The sequence below is a fragment of the Curtobacterium phoenicis genome (assembly GCF_047238015.1).
Taxonomy (GTDB): Bacteria; Actinomycetota; Actinomycetes; order Actinomycetales; family Microbacteriaceae; genus Curtobacterium.
Genome location: NZ_JBDFLZ010000002.1, coordinates 2,618,526 through 2,633,437 on the forward strand (window position 1 = coordinate 2,618,526; position 14,912 = coordinate 2,633,437).

11 protein-coding genes are annotated in these 14,912 nt (G+C 73.5%); 4 read left to right on the forward strand and 7 right to left on the reverse strand.

What is annotated here, in order from left to right; translation table 11 throughout:
- Window positions 1-97: 97 nt before the first annotated feature.
- Window positions 98-1,417: a glycosyltransferase family 2 protein gene (locus ABC270_RS12510; RefSeq protein ID WP_412881091.1), complete on the reverse strand. Its 1,320-nt coding sequence runs from the start codon at window positions 1,415-1,417 to the stop codon at window positions 98-100.
- 145 nt (window positions 1,418-1,562) lie between these two features.
- On the opposite strand from ABC270_RS12510, the gene ABC270_RS12515 reads away from it, so the two are divergent.
- From ABC270_RS12515 to ABC270_RS12530, 4 genes are all read left to right on the forward strand, one after another.
- Window positions 1,563-1,724, forward strand: a complete 162-nt coding sequence (locus ABC270_RS12515) for a hypothetical protein (RefSeq protein WP_412881092.1) — start codon at window positions 1,563-1,565, stop codon at window positions 1,722-1,724.
- 91 nt (window positions 1,725-1,815) lie between these two features.
- Window positions 1,816-2,751, forward strand: a complete 936-nt coding sequence (locus ABC270_RS12520) for a beta-1,6-N-acetylglucosaminyltransferase (protein ID WP_412881093.1) — start codon at window positions 1,816-1,818, stop codon at window positions 2,749-2,751.
- 2 nt (window positions 2,752-2,753) lie between these two features.
- Window positions 2,754-4,307: a lipopolysaccharide biosynthesis protein gene (locus tag ABC270_RS12525; RefSeq protein ID WP_412881094.1), complete on the forward strand. Its 1,554-nt coding sequence runs from the start codon at window positions 2,754-2,756 to the stop codon at window positions 4,305-4,307.
- On the forward strand, window positions 4,304-5,494 hold the full coding sequence (locus ABC270_RS12530) for a glycosyltransferase family 4 protein (protein WP_412881095.1): 1,191 nt from the start codon (window positions 4,304-4,306) through the stop codon (window positions 5,492-5,494). The genes ABC270_RS12525 and ABC270_RS12530 overlap by 4 nt, the downstream gene beginning before the upstream one ends.
- 10 nt (window positions 5,495-5,504) lie before the next feature.
- Here the strand turns inward: ABC270_RS12530 and ABC270_RS12535 are convergent, their stop codons facing one another.
- From ABC270_RS12535 to ABC270_RS12560, 6 genes are all read right to left on the reverse strand, one after another.
- On the reverse strand, window positions 5,505-5,930 hold the full coding sequence (locus ABC270_RS12535) for a hypothetical protein (RefSeq protein ID WP_412881096.1): 426 nt from the start codon (window positions 5,928-5,930) through the stop codon (window positions 5,505-5,507).
- Between the two features lie 74 nt (window positions 5,931-6,004).
- A complete protein-coding gene (locus ABC270_RS12540) occupies window positions 6,005-6,946 on the reverse strand; it encodes a glycoside hydrolase family 16 protein (protein WP_412881097.1) in 942 nt (313 codons plus the stop codon).
- Window positions 6,931-9,342 carry a DUF7402 domain-containing protein gene (locus ABC270_RS12545; protein WP_412881098.1) on the reverse strand — a complete coding sequence of 804 codons (2,412 nt, stop codon included), beginning with the start codon at window positions 9,340-9,342 and terminating at the stop codon, window positions 6,931-6,933. Before ABC270_RS12545 ends, ABC270_RS12540 begins: the two co-directional genes overlap by 16 nt.
- Complete coding sequence (locus tag ABC270_RS12550) at window positions 9,329-12,997, reverse strand: glycosyltransferase family 2 protein (protein WP_412881099.1); 3,669 nt, start codon at window positions 12,995-12,997, stop codon at window positions 9,329-9,331. The genes ABC270_RS12545 and ABC270_RS12550 overlap by 14 nt, the downstream gene beginning before the upstream one ends.
- Window positions 12,994-13,956 carry a glycosyltransferase family 2 protein gene (locus ABC270_RS12555; RefSeq protein WP_412881100.1) on the reverse strand — a complete coding sequence of 321 codons (963 nt, stop codon included), beginning with the start codon at window positions 13,954-13,956 and terminating at the stop codon, window positions 12,994-12,996. The genes ABC270_RS12550 and ABC270_RS12555 overlap by 4 nt, the downstream gene beginning before the upstream one ends.
- Complete coding sequence (locus ABC270_RS12560) at window positions 13,953-14,855, reverse strand: glycosyltransferase family 2 protein (protein WP_412881101.1); 903 nt, start codon at window positions 14,853-14,855, stop codon at window positions 13,953-13,955. Before ABC270_RS12560 ends, ABC270_RS12555 begins: the two co-directional genes overlap by 4 nt.
- Between the last annotated feature and the right edge of the window lie 57 nt (window positions 14,856-14,912).

Below are 14,912 nucleotides of genomic sequence, written 5' to 3' on the forward strand. Positions count from 1 at the left end.
ACGCGCGCGTGTCACCGGCGGGGCCTCCCCTCGGGCAACCACTCCGCGCGCGCTTCAGCCAGCGCCCGACCGGCCGCCGACCGCGAGCAGCCCGACGCTACCGACGCGCCGCGACCAGCCCGCGCACGTACCGCCACGGGCCGCCGAGCGCCGCGGTGAGCTCGGCACGCTGCAACCCGGCCGTGGCGGCGCGGAACTCGTCGTCCACCGGCCACCCGCCGACCGCGTCCACGGCCGCCGACACCTGATCGGCACCACCCGCACCGCCGCTCCCCTGGCCGAGCGCCCCGAGCTGCCGGAGTGCACCGACGGCCCGCCGGAGCACGGCGAGCGCGGTACCCGGTCGGCTCATCAGCTTCGCGACCCAGGCCCCGAGCCCGGAGCCGTACCCGAGGGCCTGCGAGCGCAGTGCCTCCCGATCGGCACGGTGCTTGTGCCACACGATCGCCGAGGGCTCGACGGCGAGCGCCCCACCCGAGAACAACACCCGGGTGAACAGGTCCGGGTCCTCGCCGGCACGAGCCGGAGTGCCCGGACCGAGCGCGACGTCGAACCCGCCGAGCTCGAGGGCCGCCGTGCGACGGAGCGACATGTTCGCGCCCGTGCCGAACGCGCCGACCGAGAACGGGAAGAGCGGCAGGTCCGCCGGCGGCGCCGACGTCCGGTAGACCCGGCGCTCGGTGTTGCGCGCCCAGGTCACCCGCTCGTCGAAGTACCGCTGCGTCGGCGTCCGGAGCTCCCCGCTCGGCACGAGTCCCGTCACGCAGACGACGTCCGCGTCGCGGGCGTACGCATCAGCGAGCGCCCCGGCCCACCACCGGTCGACGACCACGTCGTCGTCGACGAAGGCGACCACGTCGCCGGTGGCCGCCGCGAGACCGGCGTTCCGTGCCCGCGAGACCCCGGCACGGGCCTCCAGGACGTACTGCAGGCGGGGGTCCCTGAACGACGCGACCACCTCGCGGGTCGCGTCGGAGCTGGGAGCGTTGTCGACGACGACGACCTCGAGGTCGTCCCACTCGGACGCGAGCACCGACGCGACGCACCGGCGCACGTCCTCCGGTCGGTCCCGGGTCGCGACGACGACGGTGATCCGACCGACGGTCGGACCCTGCGGGGCGGCCGGGAGGCCCGTGGCCCGCAGGGCGCGCAGCGCACGTGCCGTCTCGGCCGGGTCCAGGGCACCGCCCTCGCCGACCGCGAGGTCGACGGAGCCCGCGAGTTCGCGGCCGTCCCGGACGAGGAGCCGCGCGCGTCGGAAGCCCGCCGCACCGGCGAGGACGACGGCGTCGGCGTCGAGCGCCTCGCGTCGGTCGACGGCGCCGACCCAGGCGGCACCGGACCAGGTCGGTGCGTCCGCTGCGGGCATCGCGGGCTGCAGGGTGAGCACGCCGGTCATCGTGGGACGGTCGGTCATGCTCCGATGCTCCGGTGGTGTCGGGCGACGGTCAACGACGGTCGAGGGCGCGTGCGCGGACCTTGCGGTTTGCCGCCACCTGGCAGCTCCGCTCCCCTAGGATCGTGGGGATCCCGGGCATCCGGTCGGGGCGCGAGGAGGACGCATGCCGCTGGGCCCGACGACCGAGTCCGGGACGCTCCTCGAGGTCGTGCTCGACGACGCCGTGACCTGTGTGTGCGGACACGTCCGCGAGGCGCACGAGCACTACCGCCCCGGCACCGACTGCGCGCTCTGCGACTGCCCGAAGTTCCGCGGGAAGCGCTGATCAGGAGCCTGGGTGCGGGAAACCGCTGCTTCCCCGCACCCGGTCCGACCCCGCCTTGTCGGGGTCCGGCGGCCACCGTAGCGTCGCGGTCATGGCCAACTCCCCCGCCGTGGCGTGCGTCGTCCTCGCCCACGAGGACCCGGCACACGTCCGCCGCCTGATCGAAGCGCTCGCACCGTTCCCGGTGTTCCTGCACGTCGACGCGCGCACGTCCGAGTCGGAGTGGTCCGCGATGACGACCGACCTGCCGACGCGCGTCCGGCTGCTGCCACGCATGCGCACCGGGTGGGCGAAGTGGGAGAACGTCGCCGCCGAGGTCGAGGGCTACCGGGCGGCGCTGGCCGCGACCGACGCCTCGCACGTGGCCGTCCTCACCGGGAGCGACTACCCGCTCGGGAACCCCGCCGAACTCACCGCACTGCTCGAGCAGCACCGGGGGACGTCGTTCCTCGGCGTGCACCCGCTGCCGTACGCCGAGTGGGGACGCGGCGGCGGTCTCCCGCGGCTCCGCTACCCGCACTGGGCGTGGCGGAAGCACATGGTGCGCGTCCCCGTCCCGCGACGGCTCCCCCGCGACCTCACGCCCGCCGGTGGCTCGCAGCTCAAGGTCCTCGCCCGGGAGCACGCCGAGGCCGTCGTCCGCGCCGTCGACACCCGGCCGGACCTCGTCCGGTTCTGGCAGCGCGTGTGGATCGCGGACGAGACCTTCGTGCCGTCCGTGCTCTGGACGGAGTCGTTGACGCCGGGGTTCCGCGAGGCCCACGTGCCGCACTCGCTGTGGTGGATCGGGTGGGACGGCTCCGCGATGAAGAGCCCGCCGTGGCTGACCCTCGCGGACGCCGGACGACTGCTGGAGTGGCGCACCCAGCCCTCCGCCGAGGCGCGTCGGGCCCCGCAGCTGTTCGCCCGGAAGTTCTCGACCGACCGGAGCTCGGAGCTGCTCGACCTCGTCGACGCGGCGTTCGGGCTGCGTGCGGCGGAGCGGCACGACACCGCCGGGGTCGACCACGGGGTGGTGATCCGGTGAGCGTGCCGCAGGAGACCCGGACGGACCAGCCGGCGACGCGACGCGAGGCACGGGAAGCACGGTCGGCGCAGGCAGCGCGCGACATCGCCCCCGCCGTGTCGTCCGTTGCGTCCGACGCGTCCGAGCCCGGCACCGGCACCACGACCGGCACGACCCGCACCGTGTCGTCGAAGCTGTTCGGCCGCGGGCTGCTCTACGTCGTCGTCTGGTCGATGCAGCTCGTCGTCTCGTCCCTCATCTCCCCCGTCCTGGCGCACCTGATGCCGCCAGCCGAGTTCGGCGTCCTCGCCTCCGCGATCGCCCTCTACCAGGCACTCGGCGTGCTCGCGGTTGCCGGGCTCGACCAGGCCGCGGTCCTGCAGCGCGCGGAGGACGGGAACGACCGTCGCGCTCGGGGGCTGCTGAGCGTCGGCATCACGACCGCCGTGCTCGTCACGGTCGTCGCGCTCGCGTCGATCCCGGTGTGGGGTGACGCCGCCGGGTTCGTCGGGCAGCACCCGCTGCTCCTCATCGCCGTCCTCTGGGTCGGTCCGGCCGCGATCGTGCAGCTCTCGCTCGCGCTCCTCGTCGCGCAGGACCGCATCCGGGTGTTCGCCGTGACGAGCCTGCTCTCGTCGGTCGGCGGGTCGATCATCGGTCTCGGCCTCCTCACGTTCGTGCACGCCGACGCCGTCACCTACGCGTGGGGCGGTGTCGTGGCGCAGGGCATCGCGATGGTGATCGGTGTCGCGGCCACGCGCCCCCGGATCGCCGGCCTGTTCGACCGCGCCACGACCGCCCGGGCGTTCCGTCTCGGCATCCCGATCGCACTCGGCAACCTGTCGTACTTCGTCCTGAACGCCGGCGACCGCATCGTCGTGCAGCGGATCCTCGGCCCCGAGGAGGTCGCGCGGTACCAGATCGCCTACGTCGTCGGGTCGGCAGTCATCCTCCTGCTCTCGTTCACCAACCAGGCGTGGGCCCCGCACTTCGCCGCACTCCGCGACGCCGTCGCCCGCCGCGACCTCGCGATGCACGCCCGGGACGAGCTCTACAGGATGCTCGCGCCCGTGCTCCTCGCCGTGACCCTGGTGTCGCCCGTGGCCCTGCCGATCCTGGCGCCCGCGTCGTACCGCGTCCACGAGTTGACCGTCGTCGTCCTCATCGTCGCGGTCACCGCCCTGCCCGTGGTCGCCAGCGGCGCGACCGGCCGACTGCTCGTCATCGAGCGGCGGGGCGTCGCCGTCGGGGTGATCGCCGCGATCGCCGGCGTCGTGAACATCGGCGCGAACCTCGTCCTCGTCCCGTGGCTGGGCCTGTCCGGCGCAGCCGTGGCGACCGTCGTGGCGTACGTCGTGCTCGCCGTCCTGCAGCAGGCGTCACTGCCCGACCGTCGCGCGTGGAAGGGTCCGGGCTGGCGTGTGACCGTGCCGGTCGCCGCTGCGCTCGCCGTGGCCGTCGCGACGTTGTTCGTCCCGCAGGACGTCTTCTGGAACTGGTTCCGCTTCGCCGGGGCGCTCGCCTGCCTGCCCTGGTTCGTCCGCCGTCTCCGAGCTGCCCGAGGAGGGTCCTCATGACCACCGCACGCCCCCTGCGCATCGCACTCGTCACCTCCGGGCTGGCGATCACCGGCGGGCTCGAGCGGTGCGTCCTCGAGGACACGGAGGAGCTCGTCGCAGCCGGCCACGACGTCGTGGTCTGGCACCGGGACGACGAGATGGCCCGTGCCGGCGAGGGCCGACCGCCCTACGAGCGGCTGGGCGTGCGTCTCGTGCACGGCACCGACCCACGCTTCGGCGTCCGCACCGCGTTCCGTGACGTCCTCCGCTTCGTCCGGGAGGGGCTCCGCGTCCGCAGCTGGCGTCCGGACGTCATCTGGTTGAACCGGCCCGAGTACCTCCCGTTCGGCCGTGTCGTGTCGGCAGTGTCGCGGGTACCGCTCGCCGTCCACCTCCACCACGCCCCCAACTACGGCCGCCTCCGCCCGTTCGCCGGCGGCCGGACCCGGTACCTCGCGGTCTCCTCGGCGATGGCCGACGCGTGGGCCGCGGTCGGCGCGCCGCGCGACCGGATCACGATCGTCCCCAACGGCGTCGACACCGCCGAGTTCCCGCCGCCGACGGTCGACGACTCCCGCGCGGCGCGCGAGCAGCTCGGCCTGCCGGCCGACGCCCCCGTGGTGCTCTACTACGGCCGCCTCAGCCGTGCCAAGGGCGTCGTCGCCCTCCTGGAGGCATGGAGTCGCGTCCGCACGGCGGCCCACGTCCGCGAACGGGTCGCCTGCCCGTCCGCGGCCGGTACCACGTCGAGCGCGCCGGTCCTCGTCCTCGCGGGTGCGCTCTACCCCGACGAGCGGGACGCCGTCCAGCAGGCGGTCGACGCGCTCCCCGACGGCAGCGTCGTGGTGCTCCCCGAACGCGACGACGTCCTGCCGCTCCTGCACGCGGCGGACCTCGTCGTCGTGCCGTCGATCGAGCCGGAGGGCTTCGGCCGCACGGTCGTCGAGGCGATGTCCACCGGGACGCCCGTCGTCGCGGCGGCGTCGGGCGGCACCGCCGAGATCCTCTCCGACGAGTGGGCGCGGTACACCGTCGACCCGACCGACGCCGACGCCCTCGCCGCACGGATCGTCGAGGTGCTCACCGAGGCCGCGGTCGATCCCTCGCTCGGTGCCCGCTGCCGGGCCTGGGTGAGTGCGCGCTACGGCCGCACCCCGCACGTCGCCGCGCTGCTCGCGGCGCTCGAGGACCACGCGCGACGCTGATCCGAGGAGGTCAGCCTGCGGTGGCGACGAACGCCATCACCGGATCGTCGTCCCCGAACGGTGTCCGCTGCCAGTCCCCGGAGACCTCGACCGAGTCGAACCCGGCTGCGCGCAGGTCGTGCTCGAGCTCGTCGCGGTCGCGGAACCGCAGGTCCTGCGTGTACTCCAGCGTTCGGTCGTCGTCAGCGAACCGGTTCGACGCCACGAGTCGCACGACACCGGGAGCGACGACGTCGGCCGTCGACCACTCCTCGAGCAGGCCGTGCTCGGTCGCCAGGACGCTCCGCCCGCTCGTCGTCCAGTGCGTCCACGCCCGCACACGCGGGTTCCGGCTGTCGAACCCGAGCGTCCCTCCCGGGCGCAGCATCGAGGAGAGGTCACGGAGCGTGCGGCGCCAATCGTCGTCGCCGATGTGCTGGACGACGTTCCCCGTCATCAGCGCGATGTCGTACCCGTGTCGAGGTCGACGAGTCGTCGGTCCAGGTCAGCCACCTGGTGACGGTACCGCGATCAGCCCTCGGGGACGTCGACCGTGATCCAGTCGATGAGCAGTGAGCCGTCAGAGTCCTTCGGCGGTACCCCGCCGAGCGACCCGGCCTGCACGACGAAGTGCATGGGCATCGTCGGGATGTCCTTGTCCGTCGACGCGATCTGCCGACCGTCGATCGAGAACGTCATTAGTTGCGGCGTCCAGTCGATCGTGTACGTGTGCCAGTCCTTGAGCGAGGCTGCCGTCTCCTGGTGGATGCACTTCTCTGCAGGGTCGACGAGGCAGTGCACGTTGAGCCACGCCGGTGCGCCGAGCGCCCCCTCCGGGAAGTCGATCTCCCCGTCCGCCCACACGTTCCGGTCGCTCCAGAGCAGGACGGCGACGCCGTACCCGTCGACCTCGTCGCTCCGGAGCCGGATGCTGTACCGGCCGGAGGTCTGACCGCCCCACTTCCCGTCCACGAGCGGCACGATGCCGCCTGCCAGCGGTGTCCCGCCGGCGGTGGTGCGCATCCGCATGTCGAGCACGCCGTCGTGCGCCGTCAACGCGGACGCCGAGTACCGTCCGGTGCCGGCCGTGTCCGCGAAGCCGTGGTACACCGAGAACCGGTCCGCGTAGGACTGCTCGAAGCGGCCGGTCGCCGTCGGCTCGGCGAAGTCCTCGGAGAACACGCGCTTCCACCCCGACGCGGCGGCGGTGGGCATGGTCTCGCCGCTCGGGTCGACGGCGCTCCCGGTCGAGGATCCGGTGGCCGCGGCTGCGACGATCGCCGCCGTGACCACGAAGGCCCCTGCGGTGATCGCCAGGTTCCGCCGCGCAGGACGACCGGGTCGCCGGTGCCGGGAGAGCCCGGTGCCGTGTGCGGGCGGCGCGCCGTTCGCGGACGCCGCCTCGGGGTCCACCGTGGTGGGGCGGACCAGTTCGAGGTCCACCGTCGTCGACCGGCTCAGCTCGTCGTCCACGCGCGCACCTCCGCGAGGCCGGTGTTCTGCGTGCCGGAGGAAACCCCTGTGACGGTGAAGCGCACCCAGGTGACGGACCGACCGGTGAAGTCGACGTTGAGCGTCGATCCGTCGTTCGGCAGGGAGCCCACGCGGACGCTCGTGCCGTTCGAGAACGTGAGCGTGCCGCTCGTGATCCGGTCCGTCGTGTTGGGTCGGTCGTGGAGCTCGATCCGTCCGAGCTTCTGCGCCGACGACCAGGTGAGCTGGATCCAGGTACCGGACTTCCCGTTGGGCGCGACCCACTCGGCGGAGGGGTTGGCCGGGTACCCGGACACGACGCCGTCGACGGCCTTCTGGACGGTCTGCCCGTCGGCAGGGTTCTGCGCACTCGCGGTCGGGGTGGCCGAACCCGTGACGTCACCCGGGGTCGGGGTGGGCGTCGGCGTCGGGGTGGGCGTCGGCGTCGGCGTGGGCGTCGGCGTCGGGGTGGGCGTCGGCCTCGGCGTCGGCGTTGGCGTCGGCGTCGGTGTCGGGCTCGGCGTCGTGGTGCCCGAGTCCGTCGCCGCGATCGCCCGGATCTCCGCGAGCCCCGTGTTCTGCGTCCCGCTGCTCACCGAGGTCACGGTGAACCGCACCCACGTCACGGACCGGGCAGGGAACGTCACCTGCTGCACCGCGCCACCGTTCGGCAGCGCCGGCACCGTCACGCTCGACCCGTCCGAGAACGTCAGCGTCCCACCGGTCACCTGGTCGGTGGTGTTCGGCCGGTCGGCGAGGTCGACCTCGACGAGTCGCCGCGCCGAGGTCCAGGACAGCTGGATCCACGTGCCGGCGCGGCCGTTCGGCGCCACCCACTCCGCGGACGGGTTCGCCGGGTAGCCCGAGACGACCCCGTCGACCGCCTTCGCCGCGGTCTGCCCGTCAGCGGGGTTCTCCGCGCTCGCGGTGACGGTCGCCGCCGCGGTGACGTCCGACGTCGTCGGGGTCGGGGTCGGGGTCGTCGTCGAGGCGGTGAACGCCCGGATCTCGGCGAGGCCGACGTTCTGCGTGCTGCCGCTCACCGACGTGACGGTGAACCGCGCCCACGTCACGGACCGCGCCGGGAACGTGACCTGCTGGACCGCGCCGTTGTTCGGCAGCGCGGGGACGGTCACGCTCGACCCGTCGGAGAACGTCAGCGTCCCACCGGTCACCTGGTCGTCACCGTTCGGACGGTCGGCCAGGTCGATGCCCGTCAGCGGCTTCGCCGACGCCCACGAGAGTTGCAGCCACGTGCCGGCTCGGCCGTTCGGCGCGACCCACTCCGCGGACGGGTTCGCGGGGTACCCGGACACCACGCCGTCGACGGCCTTCGCGGCGGTCTGCCCGTCCGCGGGGTTCTCCGCGCTCGCGGTGACGGTGGCGGAGCCGGTCACGTCGGTGCGGTCGCTGCCCGGTGTCGACGGGTTCGTCGGCTGGGCGGGGTCCGGCTGCCCGACCGTGTACTGCCGCTGCAGCCACGACGACTCGGGCCGCGGCGTGCAGGCCTCCCACGTGGCGCACGTCTCGCTGTCGTGCGCGGCGTACGTGAAGAACGCGGACGACTTCGCGGCGACCTGCTGCGACGTCAGGTTCGTCGGACGACCCTCGATCGGGTAGCCGAGGTACCCGGTGAAGGTGTGCGCGCCGGTGTACCGCTGCTGCGCCTCGTTCGCGAGGTACGCCACGGTGTGGTGGTCGCTGTGGTCACCGTCGCCGTAGGTGCCCGCGTGGTCGAGCGTGCGCACGATCGTCGGCGCGTAGCCGTCGAAGAGCCCGGAGATCGTCGCCTGGAGCTCCGCGAGCGTGTAGGTCGCCGGCGCCGGGGCGTCCGCGACCGTGGCGAGGGTCGACACGTACCCCTGGTAGAGCTGCTGCAGGCTCGTGTAGCCGGTCGCCCAGAACCCGTTGCCGCCGAGGTTGCCGTCCGGCAGGTCCATGAAGACGAGGCTGATCCGCGGGTCCGCCGTGAGGGTCTCGAGCTGGAGTGTCTTGCCCGCGACGGTCAGCGTGGACGACGTCGTCGCGGGGTCGACGCCCGCGATCGCCGCGTACGCAGCGACGAGGCCGGTCTGCCGCTCGCGCCAGTACCACGCGGGGTAGCCGGCGTCGGCTGCCGTCACGACGACCGTCCGGACGCAGGCACCCGACTCGATGCTGGCGCGCAGGTCGGTGCCCTGGAAGAGCAGGTCGTCGTCCGGGTGCGCGACGACGTCGAGCACCCGTCCGGCCCGGCAGTCCGCGGTGGAGGTCGGGTCGGTGGTCGCCGCTCCGGCCGCGGCCCGGGCCCCGAGCACGCTCGTCCCCGTGAGCACGAGCGCCAGTGCCGTGACGGCCGCCGTGACGAGCCGGGTCAGCCTCGGCGACCGTCGGTGCGGCGACTCACTTCGCGGCATGACGCATGCCTTCGGTCGTCAGCTCGTAGACCACGGTGGTTCCCTTCGACCAGACGGGCGTCCAGTACGGCGAGTCGGCCATCGCGGCCGCGAGCTTGCGGTAGTCCGCGTCGCTCTGGTACCCGTACCGCTCGTCGTACGCCCCGAACGGCGCGGCCACGAGGGCGTAGTACTTCGTCGCCGACCAGGTGCTCACGAGCTTCCGCGTGAGGTTCGACACGTCCGCGGTGGCGTCGTAGCCCTCGCTCGCGGGGTACGCGCCGAAGGCCTCACGAGAGAGCGCTCCGACGTCGAAGTACCGGGCGCCGGTGTTGCTCGGGACGGCGTTCGCGGAGCCGGTGAGCAGCATGATCGAACCCTTCGGGGCGGTCGCGTCGTAGTACTGCGTCGCCTCCGACTGGCTGCGCGTCGGGACGCGGTTCCAGTCCAGGGCGGTCTGACCGAACGCGCCGACGGCGACCATGCCCGCGACGAGCACGGCGGCGGCGACGAACCGCACGGCGACCGGCCGCCCGGCCCGGGCGACGAGTCGGCCGACCGGGGCGAAGCGCCCGCCGGGAACCGGGAGGCCGGCCGCGAGGACGGCGATCCACGGCGTCGCGAACAGGACGACGCGGAAGATGCCCTCCTGGCCGTAGTTCGTCGCGACGAGCAGCGAGATCGGGCTGGCGGCGGCGAGGAGCAGCCCCCAGTGCACGCGGTCGCGGCGGAGCAGGACGGTGATGATCGCCGCGAGGCCGAGCACCACGAGGGCGGCCGCTGGAACGTCGAACGCGAGCCTGGTGACGAGCGGCTTCGGCAGCACCGTCATGTCGTGCGACGGCGGCTGCACGTTGGTGAGCACCTGGCCCACGGCGGCGAGCGACAGGAACTTGTCGAGGATGCTGCCGTTGAGCAGGGCGAACACCACGGCGGGGACGAGCACGACGAGCGAGACCCACCACGGGCGCAGCATGCGGAAGACGACGAGGACGACGATCGCGGCGACGGTGAGGTAGGGCGAGATCTGGTGCGTCACGGCCAGCACGATGCTGATCGCACCGATGCCGAGCAGCCGTGACAGCCCCACGGGCTGCGGCCGCGTGATCGTCGTGGGCTCGCCGTCCTCCCCCGTCACGGTGACCCGCCGGAGGGCTCCGGTCGCGAGCACGAGGATCGCGACGGAGAGCAGGATGCCGGTCGACTGCGGCGAGAAGTAGGTCGTGTTGAGCGACCCCGTCATGGCGGTCAGGAACGCCGCGATCCACGGGCGACGGGCGCCGGGGAGCCAGTGCGCGGCGAGCACGCCGACGCCGATGGTCGTGGAGAACGCGAGCAGGACGGGCACCCAGGCGGCGATCGTCATCGCGTTCACGATGCCACCGACGTCGGCGACCCACGCACCGCCGGCGAACAGGCCGGACCAGGTCTGGAAGATGTCGGCCGAGGGGTCGGTTCGACCGAACTGCCGGATGTACTCGAGCACCCCGACGTGCCGTGCGGCCGCCATGACGGTGGGCATGCCGTACGTGATCGCCTGGGCGAGCTGGACGACACCGCCGAGCACGACGACGGGCAGCGCGACGCCCCGGCCGCGGACGAGGGCGACCACGGCGGCCGCGACGACGATCGCGAGGCCGACGGGCAGGCCGATCCCGAGCGACCCGAAGAGTCCGTCGGGCACGGGGTCGCCGATGTGCGTCGCCGCGGTGACCACCACGACGAGGAGCCCCACGATCGACGCGGTCGTGACCGTACCGGTCGTCGTCCAGGTCCAGCGACGCGCCGCTGCCCCGCCGGCCGCGCGCTCGAGCCGCTGCCGGTGCAGGTCGCGGAGGTCCCTCGGGACCGCGGCCGCGATCGCGACGGCGACCAGGAGGACCACCGCGGCGAAGGGGACCACGGGCGCCCAGAGTCCGGCCGTGGCCATCGTGTAGCCGATCGCGATGGTGCCGACGATCGAGGTCGTCACCGCGAACAGCGCGAAGCGTGCCAGGGGCATCGGGCGCAGGAGCAGCATCGGCGCGACACCGACCACGGCGAAGAGGAAGACGCCGATCGCTGACCCGCGCAACTCCGGCAGGTCGAACGCCGCCCCGACCGCGGCGGCGAGCAGGGTCACGACGACCAGGCCCGCTGCGGTGAGGCGTGCCGCCGGTCCCATCGCACCGGGGTGCGCGGGCGCGGGCGCGACGGTGGCCAGCTCGTGCCGGCCGTGCCGGGTCCGGTCGATGGTGCCGGCCCCGCCGAGGCGTTCCGCGAGTGCGAGGAACGGCGCGGTGAGGACCGAGCGTCGCTCGACGCGCCGCAGGCGGCGGGACGTGTCGGTCCAAGCCGCTTCGACCCCGGCGAGCGCCGGGACCGCGTCCGCGTCGCCGGATGCACGGGCAATGCCGGATGCACGGGCAGCGTCGTCCGCGCCTGCACCCGGGGCCCCAGCCGCGGCACCGGCTCCAGCACCAGCCGGGCGCGCAGCGGCACCAGCCGAGACGGCCGCACGACGACCGGCACCGCCACCGAGCTCGGTGACCGCGTCGCCCTGCTCGAGCCCGAGCCGGGCGAACGCCGCGATGGCCTCGGGGACGGTGTCGACGGTCGCTGCGACGGTGTCGCGGTCGAGGGCGTTCTTGGTCATCCAGGCTCCGAGTCCGTGGCCGTGCGCGGCGGCGGTCCGGCGGAGCGACGAGGTGTCGTCCGCGGGCCGCACCCAGGCGATCGCGGCGGGTTCGACGGCGATCGCGGAACCCGCGAACAGCAGTCGGGTGAAGAGGTCGAGGTCGTCGCCACCGCCGACGCGGGTGCCGGGCCCGAACGCGGTGTCGAACCCGCCGATCGAGAGCGCGGCCGGTCGGCGGACGGCCAGGTTGGCGCCGGTGCCGTAGGCGGCCGCGGCGAAGGGGTGCAGCGGGGTGTCGCCCGGCTCGTCCCCGAGTCGGTACACCCGACGGCGGATCGTGCGCGCGGCCGGCGTGTGCTCGTCGTGCCAGCGCTGCGCGGGCGTGCGGATCTCCGCGGTGGGCACGAGACCGGTGACGCAGGCCACGTCGTCGTCGAGCGCGAACGCCGACGCGATCGCCGCGGCCCAGTCGGGATCGACGACCGCTCCGGAGCCGAGGAAGGCCACGACGTCGCCCGAGGCGGCGAGGAGGCCGACGTTCCTCGCGGCGGCGAGCCCGCCGGTGGGCGCGGGCACCGTGGTGACGGTCCGGCCGGCGATCTCGGTGCGGCCGTGGCCGTCGGCGCCGGCGGAGACCACGACGACGTCGAGGGCCACGCCACGCTGGGCGAGGACGGAACGCATGGTCTCGCTCGCGTCCCCGTCCGTGCAGAGCACCACGGTGACGGACGGCAACGCCTGATCAGCGGCCGGTCGTCGTTCCGGGGTGGGCATGTGCCGGACGGCACGCTCGAGGGTGCGGAGCTCGATCGAGGGTCCGATCCGGCGACGGTCGGTCACCTCGGCCTCGACGAAGCCGACGGGCTCGCCGCGGTCCCGGACGAGGAGCCGGGCGCGGCCGTAGCCGTCGGCTCCGGCCAGCCCGATCGCGTCGCGGTGTCCGGCGCCGTGGAGTTCTGCCCGGTCGAGTTCGCCGATCCAGACGGCCCCGTCCCAGGTCGGCACGAGCGAGGTCTCGACGACGGGCCGGAGCACCCGGGTGAGGGTCGTCCTGGTCATGGTGTCCCGATCGGTTGGCGGACGGCGGGCGTGACGGGCGTGGAGACGACGACGCCCCCGAGGACCCGTCCGACCGCGTACCCGGCGATGGTCGAGACGACCGAGAGCACGATCGCGCCGGCGCGGACACCGCCACCTCGACCGATGCGCCGCAGCTCGCGGGCGATGGCTCCGGGGATGACCCGTGTGAGGTAGGTCGACTCGCTCGACAGGGAGTCCCCGGTCCCGACGCGGCGGCTCAGCACTGCCTTCGAGATGCCCTCGTAGTAGCTGCGACGGCGCAGGTACCGCACGGTGACGCGGTCCGCGGAGACGCGGTGGGACACGTTCGAGCGCGGTTCGTGGCGGATCCGGCTGCCAGGACGGGCCTGTGCGAGCCGGATGCAGAGCTCGGTCTCCTCGCACCCGAGGGGCTGGTTGCCGACGCGGCCGATGCCGGAGCGGAACCCACCGGCGGCGAGGATCGCTTCGCGGCGGAAGGCCATGCTCGAGCCGATCACGTTGCGGACGTCGCCCGCGGTCTCGGGGAGGCCTGCGTAGCTGCAGCCGACGATCCAGAGGAGTTCGTCGGAGTACGGCCCGGGGCCGGTCGCGTCGGGCCACGACGGGGTCGCCCGTCCTCCGACTCCCACGACCTCGGGGTCGTCCAGCGCCGCGAGCAGGTATCCGAGCCAGTCGGCGTCAGCGGTGGCGTCGTCGTCGAGGAACGCGACGACGTCGGCGTCGGTGAGGGCCACGCCGGTGTTCCGGGCGCCGGACAGGCCACGGTCCTCGGTGTTCTCGACGACGCGCAGCTCCGGCCAGCGGGCCTTCGCCCGTGCGTACAGCTCGGGCTCGTGGTCGATCACGACGACGACCTCGGGCTGCTCGGGCTGGCGCTTCGCCGACTCGACGCTGTCCTGGAGGTCGCCCCACCGCAGCTGCGTATAGGCGCAGATGACGACGGCGACGGTGCTCACGCGAGGTCCCCGTCGAGGGCGCGGGCGTCCACCACGGCGGCGTCGGCGGTGCGGGCGGACACGGCCGGCGCGGTGATCTCGCCGGTCGGCGCGTCGATCGGCGACACGGGCGCCGGCATCGTCAGTGCGGCCGCGGCGAGGCGTGCGCGGCTCTTCGCCTTCGACGCGCGACGACGCTCGTGCATGATCGAGGTGAGGACGCGGATGCCGTCGGTCACGGCGTTGAGGTTGCTCGCGCCGTGGACGCGGAGCTTCTCGTGGCTGCCGACCTCAGCGATGCGGAGCTCCGCCGCGGACCAACGGCAGGTGAGGACCGTCTCGATCTCGAACCCGTCGCCCCACAGCATCGATCCGTCGGCCGGCTTCGGGAGCGTCGACGACAGCAGTTCGATCGCCGGGAGCGTGTCGGCCCAGAACGCGTTGTAGCCGTAGCAGAGGTCGCTGTAGCGGGTGCCGAGGATGGCGTTGCAGACGATGTTCAGGCCGCGGTTCCCGAGGTTGCGGACGATCGTGATGTCGTCGCTGCCGCCGCCGAGCGCGTACCGGGTGCCCTTGGCGACGTCGGCGCCGTCCACGAGCGCCTGCACGAAGCGGGGGATCTCGTCGGGGTCGGCGGAGCAGTCGGCGTCGAACATGACGACGACGTCGCCGGTGACGGCCTCGAAGCCGCAGGCGAGCGCGTTGCCCTTGCCCTTGCGGGTCTGGTGGACGACGCGGATGTCCGGCATGAGCCGCTGCGCGGTCGCGATGGTGTCGTCGACCGAGTTGCCGTCCACGAGGATGACCTCGTACACCGGCGGCAGCTTGGGCAGGATGATCTCGAGGTTGCGGGCTTCGTTCCGTGCCGGGATGACGACGGAGACCCGGGGGTCTGCGGGTCGGACGGTGTTGGCGGGCATTGGACGTGCTCCTGTCGGGTTCAGGTTGCCGTGTTCGGTGCTTCGGACGTGGCGCGG